General features: G+C 68.9%; 20 protein-coding genes and 1 pseudogene. 12 read left to right on the forward strand and 9 right to left on the reverse strand.

The features are described from left to right. Positions 1-7: 7 nt before the first annotated feature. From MFF61_RS03195 to MFF61_RS03220, 6 genes are all read right to left on the reverse strand, one after another. Positions 8-1,342 carry an ATP-binding protein gene (locus MFF61_RS03195; protein WP_306423373.1) on the reverse strand — a complete coding sequence of 445 codons (1,335 nt, stop codon included), beginning with the start codon at positions 1,340-1,342 and terminating at the stop codon, positions 8-10. After that, on the reverse strand, positions 1,339-2,085 hold the full coding sequence (locus MFF61_RS03200; RefSeq protein ID WP_238233676.1) for a response regulator transcription factor: 747 nt from the start codon (positions 2,083-2,085) through the stop codon (positions 1,339-1,341). Before MFF61_RS03200 ends, MFF61_RS03195 begins: the two co-directional genes overlap by 4 nt. A gap of 281 nt (positions 2,086-2,366) precedes the next feature. Continuing rightward, positions 2,367-2,723 carry a hypothetical protein gene (locus MFF61_RS03205; protein WP_238233677.1) on the reverse strand — a complete coding sequence of 119 codons (357 nt, stop codon included), beginning with the start codon at positions 2,721-2,723 and terminating at the stop codon, positions 2,367-2,369. Then, the gene (locus MFF61_RS03210; RefSeq protein ID WP_238233678.1) at positions 2,720-2,986 is read right to left on the reverse strand and encodes a ubiquitin family protein; all 267 of its coding nucleotides are present in this window, start codon (positions 2,984-2,986) and stop codon (positions 2,720-2,722) included. Before MFF61_RS03210 ends, MFF61_RS03205 begins: the two co-directional genes overlap by 4 nt. Positions 2,987-2,997: 11 nt before the next feature. Continuing rightward, a complete protein-coding gene (locus MFF61_RS03215; protein ID WP_238233679.1) occupies positions 2,998-6,243 on the reverse strand; it encodes an efflux RND transporter permease subunit in 3,246 nt (1,081 codons plus the stop codon). A gap of 11 nt (positions 6,244-6,254) precedes the next feature. Next, positions 6,255-7,595, reverse strand: a complete 1,341-nt coding sequence (locus MFF61_RS03220; protein WP_238233680.1) for an efflux RND transporter periplasmic adaptor subunit — start codon at positions 7,593-7,595, stop codon at positions 6,255-6,257. Positions 7,596-7,842: 247 nt separating this feature from the next. Here MFF61_RS03220 and MFF61_RS03225 point away from each other — a divergent pair, with 247 nt between their 5' ends. Further along, positions 7,843-8,007: a hypothetical protein gene (locus MFF61_RS03225; protein WP_238233681.1), complete on the forward strand. Its 165-nt coding sequence runs from the start codon at positions 7,843-7,845 to the stop codon at positions 8,005-8,007. Positions 8,008-8,112: 105 nt separating this feature from the next. On the opposite strand, the gene MFF61_RS03230 is transcribed toward MFF61_RS03225, so the two are convergent. After that, on the reverse strand, positions 8,113-8,505 hold the full coding sequence (locus MFF61_RS03230) for an adenylosuccinate synthase (protein ID WP_238233682.1): 393 nt from the start codon (positions 8,503-8,505) through the stop codon (positions 8,113-8,115). A 367-nt stretch (positions 8,506-8,872) separates the two neighbouring features. On the opposite strand from MFF61_RS03230, the gene MFF61_RS03235 reads away from it, so the two are divergent. Beyond that, positions 8,873-9,181, forward strand: a complete 309-nt coding sequence (locus MFF61_RS03235) for a hypothetical protein (protein WP_238233683.1) — start codon at positions 8,873-8,875, stop codon at positions 9,179-9,181. Here the strand turns inward: MFF61_RS03235 and MFF61_RS03240 are convergent. After that, positions 9,175-9,564 (reverse strand): hypothetical protein, encoded by a 390-nt coding sequence (locus MFF61_RS03240; RefSeq protein ID WP_238233684.1) that lies wholly within the window; start codon positions 9,562-9,564, stop codon positions 9,175-9,177. The genes MFF61_RS03235 and MFF61_RS03240 overlap by 7 nt on opposite strands. Before the next feature lie 156 nt (positions 9,565-9,720). Here MFF61_RS03240 and MFF61_RS03245 point away from each other — a divergent pair, with 156 nt between their 5' ends. The 7 genes and pseudogenes from MFF61_RS03245 to MFF61_RS03275 all read left to right on the forward strand — a co-directional run bounded on the left by MFF61_RS03245 (position 9,721) and on the right by MFF61_RS03275 (position 18,443). After that, a complete protein-coding gene (locus tag MFF61_RS03245; RefSeq protein ID WP_238233685.1) occupies positions 9,721-10,098 on the forward strand; it encodes a hypothetical protein in 378 nt (125 codons plus the stop codon). 111 nt (positions 10,099-10,209) lie between these two features. Then, on the forward strand, positions 10,210-11,892 hold the full coding sequence (locus MFF61_RS03250) for an efflux RND transporter periplasmic adaptor subunit (protein WP_238233686.1): 1,683 nt from the start codon (positions 10,210-10,212) through the stop codon (positions 11,890-11,892). Positions 11,893-11,916: 24 nt separating this feature from the next. Next, the gene (locus MFF61_RS03255) at positions 11,917-15,036 is read left to right on the forward strand and encodes an efflux RND transporter permease subunit (RefSeq protein WP_238233687.1); all 3,120 of its coding nucleotides are present in this window, start codon (positions 11,917-11,919) and stop codon (positions 15,034-15,036) included. 23 nt (positions 15,037-15,059) lie between these two features. Then, positions 15,060-15,419 (forward strand): hypothetical protein, encoded by a 360-nt coding sequence (locus tag MFF61_RS03260; protein ID WP_238233688.1) that lies wholly within the window; start codon positions 15,060-15,062, stop codon positions 15,417-15,419. Between the two features lie 427 nt (positions 15,420-15,846). Further along, positions 15,847-17,079 carry an ABC transporter ATP-binding protein gene (locus MFF61_RS03265; RefSeq protein WP_238233689.1) on the forward strand — a complete coding sequence of 411 codons (1,233 nt, stop codon included), beginning with the start codon at positions 15,847-15,849 and terminating at the stop codon, positions 17,077-17,079. A 598-nt stretch (positions 17,080-17,677) separates the two neighbouring features. Further along, positions 17,678-17,947: pseudogene (locus MFF61_RS03270) on the forward strand (hypothetical protein); the annotation flags it as partial. Between the two features lie 19 nt (positions 17,948-17,966). Beyond that, positions 17,967-18,443 carry a DUF411 domain-containing protein gene (locus MFF61_RS03275; protein ID WP_238233690.1) on the forward strand — a complete coding sequence of 159 codons (477 nt, stop codon included), beginning with the start codon at positions 17,967-17,969 and terminating at the stop codon, positions 18,441-18,443. Between the two features lie 65 nt (positions 18,444-18,508). Here MFF61_RS03275 and MFF61_RS03280 read toward each other — a convergent pair whose 3' ends face one another. Beyond that, positions 18,509-18,910: a MerR family transcriptional regulator gene (locus MFF61_RS03280; RefSeq protein ID WP_238233691.1), complete on the reverse strand. Its 402-nt coding sequence runs from the start codon at positions 18,908-18,910 to the stop codon at positions 18,509-18,511. Positions 18,911-19,009: 99 nt separating this feature from the next. Between MFF61_RS03280 and MFF61_RS03285 the strand changes: the two genes are divergently transcribed. The 3 genes from MFF61_RS03285 to MFF61_RS03295 all read left to right on the forward strand — a co-directional run bounded on the left by MFF61_RS03285 (position 19,010) and on the right by MFF61_RS03295 (position 22,888). Continuing rightward, positions 19,010-21,208, forward strand: coding sequence for a heavy metal translocating P-type ATPase (locus tag MFF61_RS03285; protein ID WP_238233692.1), 2,199 nt, complete (start codon positions 19,010-19,012; stop codon positions 21,206-21,208). Continuing rightward, positions 21,208-21,720 (forward strand): signal peptidase II, encoded by a 513-nt coding sequence (gene lspA / locus MFF61_RS03290; protein ID WP_306423374.1) that lies wholly within the window; start codon positions 21,208-21,210, stop codon positions 21,718-21,720. The genes MFF61_RS03285 and lspA overlap by 1 nt, the downstream gene beginning before the upstream one ends. Positions 21,721-21,808: 88 nt before the next feature. Beyond that, on the forward strand, positions 21,809-22,888 hold the full coding sequence (locus MFF61_RS03295; RefSeq protein ID WP_238233694.1) for a L,D-transpeptidase family protein: 1,080 nt from the start codon (positions 21,809-21,811) through the stop codon (positions 22,886-22,888). Positions 22,889-22,928 lie beyond the last annotated feature (40 nt).

Genomic DNA, 22,928 nt, shown 5'->3' on the forward strand with positions numbered 1-22,928 from the left:
AAGTGTGTCAGCTGCGGGAGCCTGCTCTCGGGAGGCGGACCTCGGCCCGCAAGCCGCCCTCCGGCCTGTTGTCGAGGCTGAGCACGCCGTCCTCCGCCTCGATCGCCCGCTTGGCGATGGTCAGCCCCAGGCCGGTCCCACCCGTGTTCCGGTTGCGCGAGCCCTCCAACCGGGTGAACGGCTCGAACACGCGGGTGATGTCCGCCGGCGGGATGCCGGGACCGTCGTCGTCGACCCGCACCACGAGCGCAGCCTCCTCCATCTCCAGGCCGATGCGCACCCGCGCCCCGTAGCGCACCCCGTTGTCGACGAGGTTCTCCAGCGCGCGACGGATGCCTACCGGCCGTACGGTCGCAAGCGCGCGGCCGGGTCCCCGATACTCGACGTCGCGACCCGCGTCCGTGGAGGCGTCGGCGATGCTCATCAGGAGGCTTGCGACGTTGGTGACCTGCTGGACCTCGGGGTCCGTGTCGCCGCGCAGATAGGAGAGCGTCGCGTCGATCATCGACTGCATCTCGTCGAGGTCGGACGCCATGGCCCGGCGCTCGCCCTCGTCCTCCACGCGGTCGATGCGCAGGCGAAGCCGGGCGATGGGCGTGCGGAGGTCGTGAGAGACGGCTGCGAGCGCCTGCGTCCGCTCGCCGACGAGTCGATGGATGCGCTCCTGCATGGCATTGAGCGCCCGGCCGATCTCGCGCGTTTCATCCGGGCCGATCTCGGGAACCCGCACGACCGTGCCGTGCCCGATCAGGCCGGTGGCGTGTGTCAGCCCCCGGAGCGGTCCCGCGATCCAGTGCATCAGGGCGACGGCGGCCGCCCCGACGAGGATGGCCATGGCCGTGGCCAGGGAAGCCCAGGGAGCGGCATCGACCAGGCTCGGCGCGTGAGCCGACCGAAAGGTCAGGAGGCTCCCGTCCGGGAGCGGGAAGCTCCCGCGCAGGTCCTGCCGGTGGAGCGGCTCGTCCGGCGCCTCCAGGATGAGGCTGAGTTCTGGACCGAGGGTCGGCTCGAGGGCCAGGAGGCGGTCGCGCAGATGGCGGAGTGCGGGGGTGCTCGTGGGCGCGCCGGAGGATGGCGCGCTTGGGTCCCAGCCGATCTCGAAATGGTTCGACGAAAGGGCTCTGGCCTCGGTCGCGCGGTCGCCCGGCGGGCGTCTCAGCACGGCTTCGCGCGCGAGAACGAGTTGCCGGGCGATCTCGGACGCGAACGCCTCGTCGGCGGCGGCGGCGGCCGAGCGGCGGTAGAGCATCAGCGCGCCGGCATGGACCACGAGGACGGCCACGAGCAGGACTGCGACCGTCCGCCCTTCCAGGCTGCGGGCGAGTCCGATCATTCCCCTCATGCCCGCACGACCTTGGCGGCCAGCATGTAGCCGGAGCCGCGCACCGTCTTGATGACGGGTGCCGAGCCCGCAGGTGGCTCGAGCTTGCGCCTGAGCCGGCTGACGAGCGTGTCGACGCTGCGGTCGGATGGCGCGGCGAGGCGCCCGCGGCTCATCTCCAGGATCTGCTCGCGACCGAGCACGCGCCCGGGATGCTCCAGGAAGACGAGGAGCAGGTCGTACTCCGCGCCCGACAGGTCCACGGCGGCTCCCTCCGGGTCGGCCAGGGCGCGGCTGCGCAGGTCGAGCCGCCAGCCGGCGAAGGTGAGTGCTTCCGGTCTCGCTGAGGCGGCCGGCACCGGCGCGATGGCGGCGCGGCGGAGCACGGCCCGTATCCGGGCGAGGAGCTCCGGACGGCCGAACGGCTTGGCGACGTAGTCGTCGGCTCCGAGTTCGAGACCGAGAACGCGGTCCGCCTCCTCGTTGCGCGCGCTGAGCATGATGACCGGGACGGTGCCCCTGGTCCGGAGAGCCTTGAGCAGGTCGAACCCCGAGACGCCGGGCAGCATGACGTCGAGCAGGACGAGATCGACCGCGATATCGGGCAGGAGCGACCACATCTCGGCGCCGCCCCGGCAGCCCGTGACACGAAAGCCGCTCTCGCGCAGGATGCGGGTGACGAGCAGGCGCATGCCGTCGTCGTCCTCCACGAGGAGGACGTGTGCCGCCTCAGGGAACCGTTCGGCGTCCAGGGTCGAGGCCATCGTCACTCTCTTCGCCTGGCCGACCGGCTCGTCGAGGAGCGGCGGCCGCCATCGGAATTGCATCGCGCCGGAGTTGGAGGCGCTCATCACGAAGATGGCGCTCGAGCAGCTGTCGAAGCTGAACGCGGAATCGAATGAATGCTTCGATTGTATGAGGATGTATTTTGCGACGGCAGCGCTTTGTACATCACATCGATCCGCTGTGACGAACACGACATTGACAGCGATCGACCGTCAATACGCATGCAAACGCTCGCCATCTTCTTGGCTGCCGGGTGCGCTCACGTGGGTGGGGTGCGCAGCGTGCGATAGAGAGCGTGCACCGCGTCCATGTAGTCCTGCTCCGGATGGGTGGCGCAATGGTCGCGGAGGAAGGCCGCCTGCCGGGGCAGCGGGAAGGAGGGTGGTGCGAGGTCGAGACCCTCGTCGACGCCGGGCGGCGAGCGGATCAGCGCTCCGCTCATGAACCCCTGCGCCCACGCCAGAAAATCCCGCTCCGCCGAGGGTGTGCGGGCGATCTCGGCGCTGAACTGCGCACAGCTTACGGCGCCCACGCCAACGATCTTGTCGGTCTCGGCGGCGGCGCTGAATGCGCAGCCCGCACCGAAAGCGAGGGCGAGTCCAACCAACCGGATCATGGCATCTCGTCCTCTGCGCCGTGATGGCGCGGATCGTCGGGTAGGCAGATGCGGCCGGTGCAGACGACGATCACCCGGTCAGGCGTTGAGCCAAGACAGGTCACGTCATAGACGGTCCGCGGACCGTCACGCTGAATCAGGCTGGTGCTACGCGCGATACAGCCGGCTTGCTGCAGGGCGCGCTTCAGCAGGTGATGGTCGGCCTGCGCGGGACCGGCCGCGAGCATGGCTCCAAGGGCGAGAAGCGCAAGGCGGGGCATCATCGGATCACCTCCTATTCGGCCGCTTGCCGCAGGCGCGGGTAGGTCGAACGCTCCGGCACGTCGATGGCAGGGGCCGCGGCCTTCGTCGTCCCGAACCGGGCATAGAGAGCCGGCAGCACGACCAGGGTGAGTAGGGTCGCACTGATCAGGCCGCCGATCACGACGGTGGCGAGCGGGCGCTGCACCTCCGCTCCGGTGTCGGTGGCGATCGCCATCGGCACGAAGCCGAGCGAGGCCACGAGGGCGGTCATCGCCACCGGGCGCAGGCGGGTGAGCGCCCCCTCGACGATCGCCGCGCGTTTTTCCATGCCGCTCTGCATCAGGTGCTTGATGAAGGTCAGCATCACGAGGCCGTTGAGCACCGCCACGCCGGAAAGTGCGATGAAGCCGACCGCCGCCGGCACCGAGAACGGCATGTCCCGCAGCCACAGGGCGACGATGCCGCCGGTCAGCGCCAACGGTACCGCGCTGAACACCAGGAGTGCGTCCCGGGGCGAGCCCAGCGCCGAGTAGAGCAGCAGGAAGATGAGGACGAAGCAGCCCGGCACGACCACCATCAGGCGCTGGCGGGCCGCGGCGAGGTTCTCGAACTGCCCGCCCCAGGTCACCCAGGCGCCCGCCGGAAGCTGGACCTCGGAGGCGACCTTGCCTTGCGCCTCCGCCACGACCGAGGCGATGTCGCGCCCGCGCACGTTGGCGGTCACGACGATGCGCCGCTTGCCGTTTTCGCGCGAGATCTGGTTCGGACCCTCCGAGAAGTGGAAGGATGCCAACTGCCGAAGCGGCACCGAAGCCGCCTTGCCCCCGGTCGGCAAGGGCACCGGAAGGTTCCGGAGTGCCTCGATGTCGTCGCGCACCCGGTCGGGCAGGCGCACCACGATGTCGAAGCGGCGGTCGCCCTCGAACACCACGCCCGCCTCGCGCCCGCCGATGGCGGCACCTACGACGTCCTGCACGGCGGCGTGACTCAGACCGAGCCGGGCGATCTCGGCCTTGTCGACCTTGATCTCCAGCACCGGCAGCCCCGAGACCTGCTCGACCTTGACGTCCTGGGCGCCCTCGACACCGCGCAGGATGCCGGCGACGCGGTTGGCGGCCGGCAGGAGCGCGGGAAAGTCCTCGCCGAACACCTTCACGGCGAGGTCGCCGCGGGTGCCGGCCAGGAGCTCGTTGAAGCGCATCTGAATGGGCTGCGTGAACTCGTAGTTGTTGCCGGGCACCTTGTTCACGGCGGCTTGGATCTGCTCGATGAGCTCGTCCTTCGGCAGGCCCGGGTCGGGCCATTCCGCTTGCGGCTTGAGCATGATGAAAGTGTCCGAGACGTTCGGCGGCATCGGGTCGGTGGCGACCTCCGCCGTGCCGGTCTTGCTGAACACGAAGGCCACCTGCGGGAAGGCGGTGACGGCCTTCTCGACCGCGAGCTGCATCTCCTGCGACTGGGTGAGGGACGTGGACGGAATGCGCATGGCGTGCATCGCCAGGTTCTTCTCGTCGAGCTGCGGAATGAACTCCTGCCCGAGCCGCAGGAACAGCAGCCCGCTACCCAGGAAGAGCAGCACGGCGAGGCCCACCACCGTCATGGGGAAGCGCAACGCTCCCGCGAGCGCCGGGCGGTAGACCACCTTGAGACCGCGGATGAAGAGGTTCTCCTTCTCCTGCACTCGCCCCGTGATGACGATGGCGATGAGGGCCGGCACGAAGGTCAGGGACAGCACGAAGGCGCAGAGAAGCGCGATGATGACCGTGAGGGCCATCGGCGCGAACATCTTGCCCTCGACGCCCGAGAAGGTGAGGAGTGGGACGTAGACGAGCAGGATGATGGCCTGCCCGTAGACGGAGGGCTTGATCATCTCCTCGGCCGAGGCGTGCACGGTCGCCAACCGCTCCTGCAGGGTGAGCGTCCGCCCGGCCTCCTGCTGCCTTTCGGAGAGGTGGCGCAGCGAGTTCTCGGCGATGATGACGGCGCCGTCCACGATGAGGCCGAAATCGAGCGCGCCGAGCGACATCAGGTTGGCGCTGATCCGCCCCTGCACCATCCCGGTCATCGTCATCAGCATGGCGACTGGGATGACGAGTGCCGTGACGAGGGCCGCGCGGAAGTTCCCGAGCAGCAGGAACAGCACCGCGACGACGAGGCCCGCGCCCTCCAGAAGGTTCTTGGCGACCGTGCGGATGGTGGCATCGACCAGCAGCGTGCGGTCGAGGACGGTGCGGATCTCGACTTGGGGCGGGAGCGAGCGCGCGATCTCCTTCAGGCGGGCGTCGACGGCAGCCGAGACGGTGCGGCTGTTGCCGCCGATCAGCATCAGGGCCGTGCCGACCACGGCCTCCTCGCCGTTCTCGCTCGCCGAGCCGGTACGCAGCTCGCGCCCGATGCGCACCTCGGCCACGTCGGACACCCTGACGGGCACGCCGCCGCGGGTGGCGACGACGATGCGGCCGATCTCCTCCATGCTCTCGATGCGCCCGGCCGAGCGGACGACATAGCCCTCGCCGTTGCGCTCCAGGTAGCCCGCTCCGCGGTTCTGGTTGTTCTGCTCGACGGCCTCGGCGAGGTCCTTGAAGGAGAGACCCAGGCCGATCAGCTTCGCCGGATCCGGCTGGACGTGATATTGCTTCTCGAACCCGCCGATCACATCGACGCCGGCAACGCCGGCAACCGTCTTGAGCTGCGGACTGACGATCCAATCCTGCACGGTGCGCAGGTAGGCGGCCTGCTCGAAGCCTGGCCGCAGGCGCTGCCCCTCGGGCGTCAAGTAGCTCCCGTCCGACTGGAAGCCCGGTTGACCATTTTTGACGGCTTCCTTGGCCGGGCGGGCGTAATGGACGGTCCACATGTAGATCTCGCCGAGGCCCGTGGAGATCGGGCCCATGCGGACCTCGGCCCCGGCCGGGAGGTCACCCTTCACCTGCCCGAGGCGCTCGTTCACCTGCTGGCGGGCGAAGTAGACGTCGGTGGCCTCGCTGAACACGGCCGTGACCTGCGAGAAGCCGTTGCGCGAGAGCGAGCGCGTGTAGTCCAGGCCGGGGATGCCGGCGAGCGCGGTCTCGATCGGATAGGTCACCTGCTTCTCGACGTCGAAGGGCGAGAGCTGGGGCACCACCGTGTTCACCTGGACCTGGTTGTTGGTGATGTCGGGCACCGCGTCGATGGGCAGCCTGGTCAGGGAGTAGATCCCGAGCGCCGCGGCGAGCAGCGACAGCAGCAGGACGAGCCAGCGCTGCCGCACCGAGAAGGCGAGGATGCGGGAGATCATGACGGCGCCCCTCAGTGCTGGTGCTCGGCCTCGGCCTTGCCGAGTTCCGCCTTGAGGACGAAGGAGTTCGCGGTCGCGACCTCGTCGCCGGCGTCGAGCCCGAAGACGACCTCGACGGCCTCCTCGTCGCCCTTGCCGAGCACGACCTCCCGCTTCTCGAAGCCCTCCTTGGTGCGCACGAACACGACTTGCTCGCCGCCGACGATCTGCAAGGCACCGCGGGGCAGACGCAGGTCCACCGGCTGCTCCTCGACGGAGACCCGGACCGTGGCGAAGGAGCCCGGCCGCCAGGCCAGGTCGGGGTTGTCGACCGCGGCGATGACCTTGGCCGAGCGGGTGTCCTGGTTCAGCATCGGGCTGACGAAGACGATCTTGCCGGGGGAGTCCTTGCCCTCGGGGCCAGGCGTCAGCGTCACCGCCTGGCCTTCCTTGATCGCGGCAAGGTCGCCCGTCGGCACGGCGAGTTCGACCCAGACGCGCGACAGGTCGGCGATGGTGTAGATCTCCTTCTCCTGCCCCTCGTCGTTGACCGGGGAGCCGACGTCCACCTTGCGCTCGATGACCCGGCCGGCGATGGGCGCCCGCAGGCTGTAGCGCTGCAGTCCGAGGATCGGCGCGCGGCGCAGGCCGACCAAGTGCTCGTCCTCGCCGGCCGCGAGCTTGGCAGGCGGCGACTTGACCGCGAGCGCGCTCACTTCGTCATCGGGCACGCCGAGGGCCGAGAGCTTCTGTCGGGCAAGGTCCACCTTGAGCTGCGCCTCGATCAGGGCGGTCCGGGCGCGCAGGAACTGCTGCTCGGCCGAGACCTTCTTGTCCCAGAGCTCGTGATCGCGCTCGAACAGGGTCTGCTGCAGCTCCAGGCCGACCACGGCGGCGATGAAGTCGTTCTTGGCGTCGGCCACCTCGCGGCTGTCGAGCACCGCCACGATCTCGTTCTTCGTCACGGTGTCGCCGATGCGCCTACGCAGTTCGGCCACGGTGCCGACGACCTTGGCGGCGACGCGGGCGATTCGGTCGGCGTCGGGCACCACCGTCCCGGGCACGGCGAGAGTGCGCCTCAACACGCCCTTGTCGATGGGCGCCACCTCGATCCTGGCTCCGGAGATCTGCTCAGGCGTGAGAGTGACAACGCCCTCGGAGCCCTTCTCGCCTTCGCCGTGCCCGTGTCCGTGCCCGCCATGCCCATGGGAGTGCCCGGCATGTCCGCCGCCGCCGGTCGGCTTGGGCTTGACGAGGGCGTCGAGGCCGGAGGCCGCGACGAGCGACTTGGCGCCGGTGGACACCTCGGGCACGAGGGCGCCCACGGCGACACCTACCGCCAGGGCGGCCGGGACCAACAGGTGACGGAACATCTCTGAATTCCCCATGCGGACCGCTACGGGCGATCTAGGTCGAGCTCAACCTGGACAGGGGCCCCGGCCCTCGCGCCAGGGCAGCGTCCACTCGGGACCGGCTCGGCCGTCCCGGGTGTCAGGCGCGGGGCGGCTTGAGGGGCGGGGCGGTCGTGCGGACGTGGACTGCGTCGTCGGACCAAGCGTAGCGGACACCCGTGACCGGGGTGGCGACGGGCATGGGCGGCGCGGTCGCGGGAGTTGCCGCATGGCGGCAGGCGCAGTGAGCGCAGTGGGCAACGTGCCCATCGGCGGGCGCGCCGTCGTGGTCCGCATCGGCGACGACCAGGGTCAGGTGAAGGGCCTCATGGAGCGGGGTCTCGCCGGCCGGAATCTCCTGGACAGGCAAAGCGAGAAGAAGGGCCAGGACTAAGGCAACGCTCCGCACGAGCGCACGCCACCAGGCGACCGCGTCGCGGCGGTTGCTCCTCGGCATCGTGCTGGTCGCGACGTGCGTCACAGGTCCATCCTGGGCTTCCTAGCGGCTCGCGTCGAGAGTGTAGCGGCCCTTGCCGGCCTCTCCCTTGGCGGTCTTGAGCGACACGGTCGCCCGGAACTTCCCGTCGACGGCGAAATCCACCTTGCCGGAAAGCCGGTTGTCGCCGGCTGGTTTCATCTCGACGGTCCTCTGCTCGTTGCCCTTCGCGAGGACTATGGCTGTGGCGGATAGGGTCGAGGCGTCGACCTTCCTGTCCTGCTCGTCGAGGACGTGCAGGGTCATCTCCGAGCCTTTCACCACGAGTTCGGCCTCGTAGGGGCCGATCTGCTTGATCTGGCCACCGTTCGGGGCGGGGTGATCGTGAGCCAACGCCGTCGTCGCCAAGCCGGCTGCCAAGCCTAGAGCTATTGTCCCGATCCGAAGATGCCTCATCCGTGCCGTCTCCCTCGAACCGCATCCAACCCGCACCATGGAAGCTCCAGCCGCTAGAGGAGCAAGGGTCTTGCGGCCTGAAGCCCCGGCGCGTGCGGGGGCTGACCCAACCTGGGCGCAATGAGGCACAGGCGCAAGGCGTCGTTCAGCAAATACTCATCCAGCGTGTCACAGAGTGCGGTACGTCACATCGGTATCGTGGCTTCTTAAGTCACCGTGAGAGCACCTCCAGGTCCTGCCTAGCAACGGCGACGAACCAATACGTCGCTCAGCTTCGGGCGCGGGAACCTGCGAGTTCCGAAGGCCGGCGCGAGCCGGCGATGATCTGTCACGCTTGAGGAACCTGCACCGGGTTCAGGAGACTGCCATGCTGAAGCGCGCCCTTCCGTTCCTGTCCGCCCTTGCCCTCGCCGCTGCGGTGTCCGCCGGCTCCGCCCAAGCCATGCCGCTCGGGGCCTCCGTCGGCCTTGCCGCGCAGGACGCACCTCCCACCGTGCAGCAGGCCCAGTGGGGAGGACATGGTCACCATCATCATGGCTGGGGTCATCACCATCATCGCCATGGCTGGGGCCACCGTCATCACTGGGGCCACCACCATCATCACTACCGGCCGAGCTACTACGGCTGGGGCCACCACCATCACCACCACCATCGTGGCCACCATCACCACTACTGAGCCGCGGATTCCGCGATCTCGGGGTGGCGCTGCTGCGTCGACGGAACCGACGCAGCAGCAGACCGACCGGGCAACCTCCCGTCTGTCGGCCGACCACGGCTTTCGGCGCTGGATCGGCACGGCGAGGACATGCTCAAGTCAGAACGCTGAAAGGCACGTCCATGAAGAATCATGTCGTCACGGCCCTGGCGGTCGGAGTAGGCTTGTTCCCCGTCGTCGCCTCGGCCCAGTACCATGAGTATGGTCCACGGCTGCATCAACGGCATGAGCACGTCGAGATCCAGCCTCACGGCGATCATGATCATGTGCGCATCCGCCGTCATCATGGCGACCACGATCACGTGCGCGAGCGGATCATCGAGCACCGCCGATACCATCATCATGACGACGACTGAGCGCCCAGCCCCGGCCGGGCCAGAGTCCGCCATCGCTTCCCGTGCACGCCTTCCGCTCGTCCGCTCCGTGCGGCTCGACGCTCGCGAGACGGCCGATTGAAACATCCGCCCCCGTCGTGTATCCCGCGATGCCGGAGTTCAGACTTGCACGCCGTTCCCACCAACATGCGCCGCTTCGTCGTCAGCTTTATGCTGGCGGTGGTCGCCGTGTTCGCGGTGTTGAGTTCGGCACATGCGGGTCTCCACGCCTCCGGACACTCCCACGGCTCCGGCGTCGCGAGCGCCGGGACCGACGGCGGTTCTGCCTCCCTGCATGAGGTCGGGATGGCCGACGAGGGCGATGTCGCGGTGCCCGACATGCCCGACTGCTCGTACTGTCACGCCACCACTTCGACCCTTGCGCCCGAGCTCAGGGCTGGGCTCGTTCTGCGTGGCCCCGGCACGAGCCTACCCCATCTCGCTTCCACGGTGCTACCGGGCATGCAGCCCGAGGGCCTGAGAAGACCGCCCAGACTCCTCTGACGTGCCCTGGCGCATTTGCGTCCCGCCTCCGGGATGCGAGTGCCGAGACACCGCGTCCGAGGATATTCCATGTTCAATCCCTACCACGGCGCCCCGCGCCGCCTTGCGGTCGTGCTCGCCGGCCTGCCCGCTCTCGTCCTCTCCTGCCTCCTGCTCGCCGCGACCTCGACCGGAGCACCGGCCCACGAGGGGCACGACCACGGCAACGATGCGCCCCTGGCAGCCGGCGCCGGGTCGCCGCGGGTTGCCACCCACTCCGACCAGTACGAGCTCGTCGGCATCCTGAAGCAGGGGCGGCTGACGCTCTACCTCGACCGGTCCGCCGACAACGCGCCCGTCACGGACGCCAGGATCACGGCGACTCTGGGCGATGCGGAGGTTGCGGCCGAGGCTACCCCGGACGGCACCTACACGGTTTCGTCGCCGAAGCTCGCCGGGCACGGCCCGCTGGAGGTGGTGTTCAACGTGCAGGCTCCGGGCGGCGAAGATCTCCTGATCGGAACCTTGCCGCTGCCGGCCAAGCCGTCCGCTGTTGCGTCAACGGCATCGACGTCCGGGATCGAAGGCATCCGCCAGAGCCTGCGATCGCTCGGAGCGGGCACCGGCAGCCCCTACTCCCTCGCCGGCGGAACACTCGTCCTCGGTCTGCTGCTCGGCCTGGCGTTGCGCAGCCGGTCGCGCTGGGTACCGGCAACGGCAGTCGGTCTGACCGCTCTCCTGGTTTCGGCCGGTTACGCGCTCGCCCACGAAGGCCATGATCACGGTCCCGGAACGGCCGCCGCTGCCACCTCCGACGCGCCTCAGCGCCTGCCCGATGGCAACGTGTTCCTGCCCAAGCCCTCGCAGCGACTCATGGAGGTCAGAACGGCCGTCACGAGACCTGAGACGGCACAACGCGGCGTTCAGCTCATCGGCCGCGTCATCGCGGACCCGAACCGCTCCGGCCTCGTGCAGAGCATCAACGGCGGCCGGGTGAGCGCGCCCGAGCGCGGCCTCCCCCGCATCGGCCAATCCGTGAGGAAAGGCGACATCCTGGCCACGGTCGAGCCGGCCCTTCCTCTGGCCGACCAGACCACGATCGCGGAGCGGGCGGGCGAGATCGAGCAGCTCATCACGGTCGCCGAGGGGAAGTTGGAGCGCCTTCGCAGGCTCGCCGCGGACAACATCACGCCGCGCAGCCAGGTGGTCGATGCGGAGGCCGAGCTGGTGGGCCTTCGCCGACGCCGCGAGATCGTGCGGCAGTCCCGGGTCGAGCCGGAGGTTCTGCGGGCACCCATCGATGGCGTGATCGCCAATGCCAGGGTTGTCGCGGGCCAAGTGGTGCAATCGCAGGACGTGCTGTTCCAGATCGTGCATCCGGAAGGGTTCTGGGCCGAGGCGCTAGTCTACGGCGAGGTCGACCCCACGAAGATCGCGGACGCCACCGCCCTCAGCGGCGACGGCACTTCGATGCGTCTTCGCTTCCAGGGCTCCAGCCGCGCGCTCCAGCAGCATGCGACCGTGGTCCACTTCGCCATCCTGGACCCCCCGGCTTCGGTCAGCGTCGGGCAGCCCCTCACGGTGGTGGCCCGCAACGGATCGGAGGTCACCGGCTTCATCCTGCCCCGCGACGCCGTGGTGCGGGCCGCCAATGGCGACGCTCTCGTCTGGCTGCACACCGCCCCCGAGCGCTTCGAGGGGCGGCCGGTACGCACCGAAGCGTTCGATGCCGCCCGCGTGGTCGTGCGCGACGGCCTGAAGGCCGGCGAGCGCGTCGTCGTGCGCGGCGCCGAACTGATCAACCAAGTGCGCTGAGCCGTCTGCTCGTCGGAAACCGCCATGTTCAACCTTCTCGTCACGTCGAGCCTGAAGAACCGCCTGTTCGTGCTGGCGGCTGCCCTCGTGCTGGTCGCCTACGGCAGCTTCGTGCTGCCGCGCCTGCCCGTCGACGTCTTCCCCGACCTCAACCGTCCCACCGTGACCCTGCTCACCGAGGCCGAGGGCTTGGCCCCGCAGGAGGTCGAGCAGCTCGTCACCTTCCCCATCGAGACCACGATGAACGGAATGCCGGGCGTCACGCGCGTGCGATCCGTGTCCGGGGTCGGGCTGTCGGTGGTCTACGTCGAATTCGGCTGGGGCACCGACATCTACCGCTCGCGCCAGCTCGTGGCGGAGCGCCTCGCCCTCGTGCGCGAGCGCCTGCCGCGCACGGTGAATCCGCAGATGGGGCCGGTCACCTCCATCATGGGCGAGATCATGCTGGTGGCGGTCACCAGCGAGACGGCCACGCCCATGGAGGTGCGCGAGGTCGCGGATTTCGTGCTCCGGCCCCAGCTTCTCACCCTGCAGGGCGTCGCGCAGGTGATCCCGATCGGCGGCGAGGTACGCCAGTACCGGGTCGTTCCCAACCTGGCCGCGATGCAGGCGCTCGAGGTGACCTCCGAGCAGATCGAGCAGGCCATCACGCGCTTCGGCACCAACACCGGCGGCGGCTTCGTCGACCAGCACGGCCGGGAGTACCTGATCCGCAACGTCGGCCTGACCAAACGGATCGAGGATCTCCGGAACACGGTGGTGCTCTACCGCCAAGGCCAACCCATTTTCCTGAAGCAGGTCGCGGGGGTGGATTTCGCAGCCCGGGTCAAGCGGGGCGATGCCGGCTACCGGGGCCGGCCGGCGGTGATCGTGGGCATCCAGAAGCAGCCCAACGCCGACACGGTCGACCTCACGCTCCGGATCGAGGAGGAGTTGCAGAAGATCCAGAAGTCGGTACCCCCGGGGATCGCCGTCACCAACATCCAGTTCCGCCAGGCCACCTTCATCGAGACTTCGATCGCCAACGTCGAGCGCGTGCTGCTCGAAGCGGCCGGGGTGGTGGCCGTGATCCTGATCCTCTTTCTCCTGAACGTGCGGGCGACGCTGATCTCGCTCACCGCCATCCCGATCTCGATCCTGGTCACGGTGCTGGTGTTCGATGCCTTCGGCCTTTCCATCAACACGATGACGCTCGGCGGCCTCGCCATCGCCATCGGCGAATTGGTCGACGACGCCGTGGTCGACGTCGAGAACATCATCCGGCGGTTGGGCGAGAACGCCCACCTGCCCCAGCCCAAGCCCGTGCTGGAGGTGATCGCGGCGGCCTCCCAAGAGGTGCGCTCCGGCATCGTCTACGCGACGATGATCGTGATCCTGGTGTTCATTCCCCTGTTTGCCCTCTCCGGCATCGAAGGCCGGCTCTTCGCGCCCTTGGGTGTGGCCTACATCGTCTCGATCCTGGGCTCGCTGCTGACCTCGATCACGGTGACGCCGGTCCTGGCCTACTATCTGCTGTCGGGGCGCAAGGCGGGGCACTCCGGCGACAGCCTCCTCGTACGCGTGCTCAAGCGGGGCAACCGTGCGCTCCTGGACTGGGCCTTCCGCAGCCAGCCGGTCGTCTACGTCGGTGTGGCGGTGGTGTTCCTGGCCGCCGTCTACGGCGCCACGCTCCTGAAGCGAGGCAAGCTCGTGCCGGACTTCAACGAGGGCACGGTGCTGGTCACCCTCCAGTACAATCCGGGCATCTCCCTGGCCGAGTCCAACCGCCTGGGTGCCGTCGCCGAGCGGATCGTGCGCGAGGTGCCGGAGGTGCGCTCGGTCGGGCGTCGGACGGGCCGCGCCGAACTCGACGAGCACGCCGAGGGCGTCCACAACTCGGAACTCGACGTCGACCTGGCCCGCTCCGACCGGCCCAAGGCCGAGGTGCTGGCCGACCTGCGCGAACGGCTCTCGGTGCTGCCGGTGTCGATCAGCATGGGCCAGCCGATCGCGCACCGGTTGGAGCACATGCTCTCCGGCCTGCCGGCCCAGATCGCGCTCAAGGTCTACGGCGAGGACACCGACACCCTGCGCACGCTCGCCGAGCGCCTGCGCGGCCGCCTGGCCGGGATCCCTGGATTGGTCGACCTCCGTGTCGAGAAGCAGGTGCGCATTCCGCAGCTGCGCGTGAACGTGGACTACGAGCGGGCCGCCCTCTACGGGCTCACCCCCGCCGCGGTCACCCAGGCGCTTGAGGCCATGTCGAACGGCCGCGTAGTGTCGCAGATCGTGGAGGGCAACCGCCGCTTCGACGTGGTGATGCGCCTCTCCGACCAGGATCGCTCCACCACGGGCCTCGTCGACCTCCTCATCGCGTCTCCGGCCGGCCACATCCCGCTCCGCTTCGTCGCCCGCGTCGAGGAGACGGACGGTCCCAACCAGATCAACCGCGAGAACGGACAGCGCCGCATCGCCGTCACCGCCAACAGCGACGGCAGGCGGGACATGGCCGCGCTCGTCGCCGACATCCGTTCGCGCGTGGCCGAGACGCCGCTGCCGCAAGGATACTCGACCAGTCTGGAGGGCTCGTTCAAGGAGCGCGAGGAGGCGACGCTGCGCATCGGCCTGCTCGCCCTGGTGTCGCTCGCCCTGATCTTCGTGGTGCTGGTGAGCCGCTACAAGTCGGCGGTCCTGGCCCTCATCGTGCTCGGCAACGTTCCGTTGGCGCTCATCGGCAGCGTGGCGGCGCTGCACGTCTTCGGGCAGGAGCTCTCGCTCGCCTCGATGATCGGCTTCATCACGCTGGCGGGCATCTCGGCCCGCAACGGCATCCTGAAGATCTCGCACTACATCAATCTCGTCCTGTTCGAAGGCGAGGTGTTCGGCCGCGGGATGGTGATGCGCGGCAGCCTGGAGCGTCTGACTCCCGTCCTGATGACGGCGCTCTCGGCAGGTCTCGCCCTGATCCCGCTTCTTTCGGGTGCCGGCGAGCCGGGACGCGAGATCCTGCACCCCGTGGCCGTGACGATCTTCGGCGGCCTGATCTCGGCCACCCTGCTCGACACGCTCCTCACCCCCCTCCTGTTCCTCGCCTTCGGCCGGAAGCCGCTGGAGAGGATCCAGGCGGCCCGAGCCGGCGCGCTCACGCCGGCCGAGGCGTTCTGACCCCTTACGCAAGGAGACCACCCATGAAGCGCCTCGCCCTCGCCGTCGTTATCTCCACCCTGCCGCTCGCTGCGCTCGCCCAGGCGAAAGGACCGAACGGCGGCATCGTGACCGTCTCGGATGGTCACGATGTCGAGATGGTGTCGAACGGGACCGAACTCGTCATCTACCTCTTCGACGACGACAAGAAGCCGACGAGCGGCCGGTCGGGCGCCCGCGCCGTCGTTCAGGAAGGGGGCAAGACCACCACGGTCCAGCTCACGCCCGCCGCACCGAACCGTCTGGTCGGAACATTGCCGGCCCCGCTCGGTGCGGGTGCCCGCGTCGTGGTCTCGGCCACGCTCTCCGAGGGCCACAAGGTCCAGGCTCGGTTCACGAAGTGAAGTTCCGGAGGGAAGCGGAGGGAGCGCCATCCCTCCGGCTCGGCCGCCCTACGGACAACGCCGCCCGCGTGGTCCGTATGGCGACCTCACCCGGGAAGGCCGCGATCGGGTCGCCCGGTCGAAGTCGTCCGCCGCATCCGGCCCGGCGGCCCTGCTGCGCGTCCGACGCTCCCCAGGTGCTCCGGAGCCGAAGATGCAGGGCTGAGATCCGAAGCGGAACGGCACTTCATCCTGGCGCCGACCGCAGCCATCCCCCGTCGACCCGCCCGAAGCCCGTGAGCTTCGAAGTCGCTGGAACCGTCTGTTCGGCTTGATGCAGGTCGATTGCCCGCCTGAGCTGCTCCCCTGTTTCAGGGTTGCACTCGAGAGGTGCGGCAGTCGGAGCCTGATGCGGCAGTGCTCATCCGAGTGCCCAAGGAGCCGAGGCATGCTGGGAAACGGTATCGAACAACTTCATCGCCTCATGCACGTCGTCGTCTGGGTCCACTATCCGGAAGACCATCGCTGGATGCTGCCCATCTTCGTGGTCGTGCTCGTCATCGCACCTGCCTGGATGGGATGGCACGTCCTCCGCCTCGTCCTCTCGATCTCCCGGCGCGCTTGGCGGGCGCGATCCGCCCGCTCCGAGGCAGCCGCCGCCCGGCCGGGTCGGCATCGTCGCAACCTCGAACGCTTCGTGCTGCGGTCGACTTGGCCCACCCAGGCGAAGCTGGTTGCGCTCTCGATCACGACGATTCCCATGACCTATGTGCTTCTGCTTCTTCCCAAGCAGATCGTGGACAACGTTCTTGACGATAAAGCTTCCGGGATGAGCTTGTTCGGTCTCCCGCTCGGAAATGAAGAACTGCTATTCGCGCTGTGTGCTGGTTACCTCATTTTGCTTACGTTGAATGGATTTATCAAGTACATCGTCAACGTTGTCCGTAGCCGGGTGAACGAGCGGATCGTGCGGCGCATTCGGCTTGCCGTCATCCGGCGCAGGCGAGAGGAGGACTGCGCGCGCGGTCGATCGACGCTTGCGGCCGTCGCGATCCAGGAATGCGAGCCGATCGGCTACTTCGGCAGCGGGATGCTGGTCGAACCTTTGATTCAGGGAGGTACGCTGCTCACAAGCCTCGTATTCCTGTTCATGCAGGATGTCGCACTGGCTTTCGCGGCTTTGATGATGTTGCCGGTGCAGATCGCCGTCCTTCCGCCATTGCAGCGGCGAATCAATGCGAAGGTCCGCGAGCGGGTGCACGCCACGCGGAGCTTCAATGCAGCCCTTTCGCATGAGCTTGGCGTCGTCGGTGGCGCCGGGCCGGTCGGATCGCCGACGAAGGCTCATGCGCGCCAAGCTGAAATCCTCGAGCGGGTACGTCTCGAAATCAGCGAGCTCAAGGCCCGATTCAAAACTATTTACAACTATACGTCAAATCTGACGCCGTTCTTCTTCTTCGCGATCGGCGGTTACTTGGTATTGCAGCAGAGGCTTACGCTGGGCGCTCTCGTCGCAGCGCTCGCCGCCTATCGGGAGATAGCGCCCGCTCTGCGCGAGTTGTTCGACTTCAGCCAGAACTGGTCCGATGCCCGTGCTCGCTACGCCGAGGTTGTCTCCGTGCTCAAGTCGAAACCGTTGAAGGACAGTGCGCCGGCGAGGATCGCGCTGGTTGGAGCTTGAGCCAAGTGCGCTCGGCACCGACGAACGCCATCCAGTCGAGGGCACTCTCGGATATCCGCGGCGTGTTTCGCCGCAGCGTGGCCTGTCATGTCGTGACGCCGGATCGAGCGCGCCCCGAAGTTCGGTCGGCGTGCCACGATCTCTCGCCGAACAGCGAAGGTGAGGACGGCAAGGCCCCTTTCCTATGTGCGCAAACACGAGCTGGTATTTGGAGGCGGCAACTGCAAAGAATGCCGTACCGCATTCGTGGATTGCGCATCATGCCGGGAGGCAACGGAAGCGAGTCCTGGTTGCGATTTCGATTTTACGCCAAATCTTTGGTTTGGCGTCGCGAAGCTGAAATCCATCGACGGAATGGTGCGTCGGCATCCCGGGCCTCGGCATCAGGAGGCAACCGTGAATAAGGAACGGCAGCCATCCGCCAAGTCTCGCGTCTACCGACGAAGGAAAGTCAGGCCTGAGATTCAGGACCGTGCGCACCGCGCGATGTGTTGGATCATGGTGAGCGTCACAGGTGCGATGGCGCTGTTTTGCCTGATGCTTCACTCGACCAGATGAAAATCCTGAATGAGGCCGATGGCCCCGATGGTTTGCGAGCCGGCCATGCATCGTGACGGCCGCGTCATCGCGCCCGCGGCCTCTCTGCGAGGGATGGGTGGGCGGCATGCGCTGCGCCGGATCGGCAGACTCCGAGGTCATGCAGCGCATCGCGGTGCCCATGATCGGCGGTATGGTCTCCTCGACGGTGCTGAATCTGGTCGTGATTCCGGCGGTCTACGCCCTGGTGAAGGGGCGCGGGCTCCCGCCGGGGGAGGCCAAGCGGGAGGCGACGGAAGGAAGCGTGTCGCTGTCGCAGGCGGCGGAGTGAGGGCAAAAGGGAGATGACGATGAGGAGCGATACGATGCCATCCCGGCGGACCGTGCTTGCAGGCCTGACGGCAGCGCTGGCGGTCGCGCGCGGGGCGTCGGCGGAGGACCTGCCCACGGTCGCCGTGACCAAGGACCCGAGCTGCGGCTGCTGCGAGAAGTGGGTCGCGCACCTCCGCGAGGCCGGCTTCGCGGTCACGGTCGTCGAGGCGCCGGTGAACCCGCTGAAGATCCGGCTCGGGGTGCCGCGCGATCTCGCCTCCTGCCACACGGCCCAGGTCGGCGGCTACGTGGTCGAGGGGCACGTGCCGGCCGGCGCGATCAAGCGCCTGTTGGCGGAGAGGCACCGGGGCACGGGGCTGGCGGTACCCGGCATGCCGATCGGCTCGCCCGGCATGGAAATCGACGGCATGGAGCCCGACACCTACGACGTGGTCCTGTTCGGTCCCGGCACGAGAGCCGTTTTCGCCCGGTATCGCGGTGCTGATCTGGCCTGACCCCCGGGCTAGAGTCCAGGCTCTGCCAGGGCGGCTGCGACCTGTGACGAGCCGGTCCCGAGGTGTCAGGCGGCCTCGCCCGACGGCGAGAGGGCCTCGATGATGCGGCAGTCGGCGACCGAGCCGCAGCCGCACTGCCCGATGACCTCGCGCAGTTCCGCGGCGAGCCGGGTCAGGTCGGCCAGCTTTCGCTCCACGTCGGCGAGGTGCGCGCGCGCGATCGTGTCGACCTCGCCGCAGGACCGTTCCCGATCGTCGGAGAGGGCCAGCAGATCCCGGATCTGCTCGACCGTGAAACCCAGGGCGCGACCGCGGCGGATGAAGCTCAGCCGGCGCAGATGCCCGGGTCCGTAGAGCCGGTAGTTCCCGCCCGATCGCTCCGGTTCGGGAAGGAGCCCGACTTTCTCGTACCACCGCACCGTCTCGACGCGGGTCCCCGTCGCCTTCGCGAGGTTGCCGATGGTCATGGAAGAGGCGTTGCGCACGGCCTTGACCCTATAGCGACTACAGGGTGCATGTAGGGGCCTTCCCAGCCCGGACCAGGAGCCCGGCGGACGGAGTGCAGCATGAACCAGGCCGCCCCCTTGCACGCGCCATCGTCCTCCGCGGGGGGCCCGCAGCCCCTGCGCTACAGGGTCAGGGGCATGGACTGCCCGACCTGCGCCGGGAAGATCGAGACTGCCGTCTCGCGGCTCCCGGGCGTCGCGGACGTACGCGTCAACTACGGCAGCCAAGTCCTCGATCTGGCGCTCGACGAGGCTGCGACCCCGAGGACCGAGCTGGAGGAGCGCGTCGAGCGCCTGGGCTACGGCGTCGCGCCGCTACCCACGGCCGCGGACCTGGCCAGGGCGCAGACCGAGGGTGCCATGCCGCAGGCCGACGCCGCGGAGGAGGCCGAGCCGCCGCTGTGGCGGAGCCGGAAGGCGATGCTGGGCTTCCTCATCGGCGCATTGTTCGCCGCCGGCTTCCTGGTCGAGCGCGTCGCGCCGAGCCTCGCGGGCGAGTACGCCTACTGGCCGGGCGCGCTCGTGGGCCTTGCCTACTACGGTCGTCGGGCGATCGTGGCGGCGCTCGCCGGCACGCCCTTCTCCATCGAGATGCTGATGTCGGTCGCGACCGCGGGGGCGCTCGCCATCCATGCGGCCGAGGAGGCCGCCATCGTCGTCCTGCTCTTCACGGTCGGCGAGATGTTGGAGGTCGTGGCTGCGGGCCGGGCGCGCGCCGGGATCAAGGCGCTCGCCGCCCTTGTGCCGAAGACCGCCCGCCTCGTCGACGAGGCCGACGGCACGATCCGCGAGGTGCCCGCGGCGTCGCTGGCCATCGGGCAGGTCGTCGTGGTCAGGCCGGGCGACCGCGTCCCGGCCGACGGCGTGGTGACCGACGGCTCGTCGAGCCTCGACGAATCCCCCATCACCGGCGAGTCGGTGCCGAAGCCGAAGGAGGTCGGCAACACCGTCTACGCGGGCAGCGTCAACGCGGACGGCGCGCTCCAGATCCGGGTCACGAAGACGGCGGCGGACAACACGATCGCCCGCATCCTGCACCTCGTCGAGGAGGCGCAGGCGTCGAAGTCGCCCACCGCGCGCTTCATCGACCGGTTCAGCGCGGTCTACACGCCCGTCGCCTTCGCGTTCGCGGCCGCCGTCGCGGTCGTGCCGCCGCTCCTGCTCGGTGCCGACTGGGGCACCTGGATCTACCGAGGCTTGGCGCTTCTCCTCATCGCCTGTCCCTGCGCCCTGGTGCTCTCGACCCCGGCCGCCATCGCTTCCGGGCTGGCCGCCGGCGCCCGGCGCGGGCTGCTCGTGAAGGGCGGGGCCGCGTTGGAGGTCATCGGGCGTGTGCGCACGGTCGCGTTCGACAAGACCGGTACGCTGACGGCAGGGCGGCCTCGGGTCACCGACATCCTGGCCTTCGCCGCGGAGACGTCGGAGCGCTCGCTTCTCGGGCTGGCCGCAGCGGTCGAGAACGGGTCCAGCCATCCCATCGCCTGGGCCATCCTCGACCGGGCGAACGCGGACGAGGTGCCGCTCCGACCGACGCGGGATGCCCGCGCCATCCCCGGCAAGGCGGTGCAGGCCACGGTCATGGGGCAGACGGTGCTCGTCGCCTCGCCGCGCCACGCCGCCGAGAGTGTCCGGCTCGGCCCCGAGGCGGAACGCGCAGTCGCGGACCTGGAGGCCGGCGGCAAGACGGTGGTCGTCGTCGTGCGCGGCGCCGAGGCCATGGGGGCGATCGCCGTCCGGGACGAGCCTCGGGCCGACGCGGCCGCCGGCATCGCGGCCCTGCGGAAGCTCGGCGTGCGCTGCGTCATGCTGACCGGCGACAACCGGCGCACGGGCGAGGCGGTCGCGTCCGGGCTCGGTCTCGACGTGAAGGCCGAGCTCCTGCCCCAAGACAAGCTCGCGCAGATCGCGGCCCTGAAGGCGGCGGGCCCGGTGGCCATGGTCGGAGACGGCATCAACGACGCCCCGGCGCTTGCCTCCGCCAGCGTCGGCATCGCGATGGGGGGCGGCACCGACGCGGCCCTGGAGACGGCGGACGCGGCGGTGCTCAACGACCGCGTGGGCGACGTGGCCGCGCTGGTCTCGCTCTCACGCGCGACTCTGGGCAACATCCGCCAGAACGTCGCCATCGCCCTCGGCCTGAAGGCGGTGTTCCTGGCGACGACCATCGCCGGCATCACGGGCCTCTGGCCCGCCATCCTGGCCGACACCGGCGCGACCGTCCTGGTGACGGCCAACGCGCTCCGCCTCCTGAGGGCCTGATGGCACCGCCGTCAGGGTGGGCCGGCCGGGTGGCGGCCGTGGCCGCAGTGATCGCGGCCGCCGCAGCCGTCGACCTCGGCGCCAAGGCATTGGCCGAGGCCTGGCTGGCCGAGGGAGCCGTCCGTGGCTTGGTGCCCCTGGTGGACCTGAGCCTGTCGTTCAACCAGGGCATCAGCTTCAGTCTGTTCCCGGCCCGCGATCCCTCTTCCCTCGCGGTTCTTCTCGGCGTTCAAGGCACGCTCACCTGCCTCGTGATGGCCTGGGCTCTGGCCACCCCGGATCCGCTCGAGCGTCTCGGTATCGCGGCGATCGCCGGCGGGGCCCTCGGCAACTTCCTCGACCGGCTGATGGACGGGGCCGTCACCGACTATCTCGATCTGCACACGGGCGGCATCCACTGGTTCACCTTCAACCTGGCGGACGTCTGGATCTCCGTCGGCGTCGCCCTGCTGCTCCGGGCGGGTCTCCCCATGCGGCGGAGGCATTCCTGTGCCGGGGAGCCGGTCCCATGAGGGGCCCGATTCCGCCCAACCGCAGCCACGGCAACCTGGCATCAATCCTTCGGGCTCAGGCTCGTGCTCCGACTCCGGCGAGGCCGACATGCTGAAGACGACGACGCTCGGCGTGGCTCTCCTCCTGGCGCTGTCCGCCTGTCAGGACGGTCAGTACGCGGCCTCGACGCGCCACCTCGCGCCCATCCCGCCCACGACCCTGGCCTTGATGTCGGCGAAGGGGGTCTCGCCGGCCGATCCGATCCTGATGCGGGCCTTCAAGAAGGAGTCCGAGATCGAGCTCTGGAAGCGCGGCGCGGACGGCAGGTACGCCCTCCTGAAGACGTACCCGATGTGCCGCTGGTCGGGCCAGCTCGGACCCAAGACCCGGGAGGGAGACCGGCAGGCCCCGGAGGGCTTCTATTCGGTCACGCCGGCGTCCATGAACCCGAATTCGAGCCTCTATCTCTCGTTCAACCTCGGGTACCCGAACGAGTACGACCGCGCCCTGGGACGCACGGGCGCGCACCTGATGGTGCACGGCTCCTGCTCGTCGCGGGGCTGCTTCGCGATGACGGACGAGGCGATCTCGGAGCTCTATGCCGTGGTGCGCGAGGCGTTCGCTGGCGGGCAGCGCGCCGTGCAGTTCCAGTCCTACCCGTTCCGCATGACCCCGGAGAACCTGGCCCGGCACCGGCAGGACCCGAACATCGTGTTCTGGCGGAACCTCAAGGAGGGTTCCGATCGGTTCGAGGTGACGAATGCCGAGCCGGGCGTCGGCGTCGCGGGCGGCCGCTACGTGTTCGATGCCGGGAGTGACGACTCCATGGCCGGCGCGGTCGCGCGGAAGCAGGCCGACGACGACCGTAAGGTCGCGACATTGGTGGCAAACGGAACGCCGGCGGTTCGGCTGGTGTACGAGGATGGCGGCCAGCATCGGGCGTTTCGCGAGACCATGATGGCGGCGGGAGATGGGCTCGGCGAAGTCAGCCGTCCGGAGGCCCTGGCCGCGGGCCCGCGCGAGATCGCGATGCCGCCCGTGGGGCCGGTCGCCGGTGCCGACAAGCGGGAGCCGGTTCGCAGTGCCGTTGTCCCGAAGGGTGGCACGGCACAGGGTCCCGCGGTCGCCGAGGCGGAGCGGGGTCGCCTTCTCAAGATCTTCGCCACGGCCGGCGAGGGACGGGATTAAGGGGCTAACCGGATTGTAGTGTGGAATCAGGCGCTCCGCA

Origin of the sequence: Methylobacterium isbiliense (assembly GCF_022179325.1) — a bacterium.
In the GTDB taxonomy this organism is placed as follows: Bacteria; Pseudomonadota; Alphaproteobacteria; order Rhizobiales; family Beijerinckiaceae; genus Methylobacterium; species Methylobacterium isbiliense.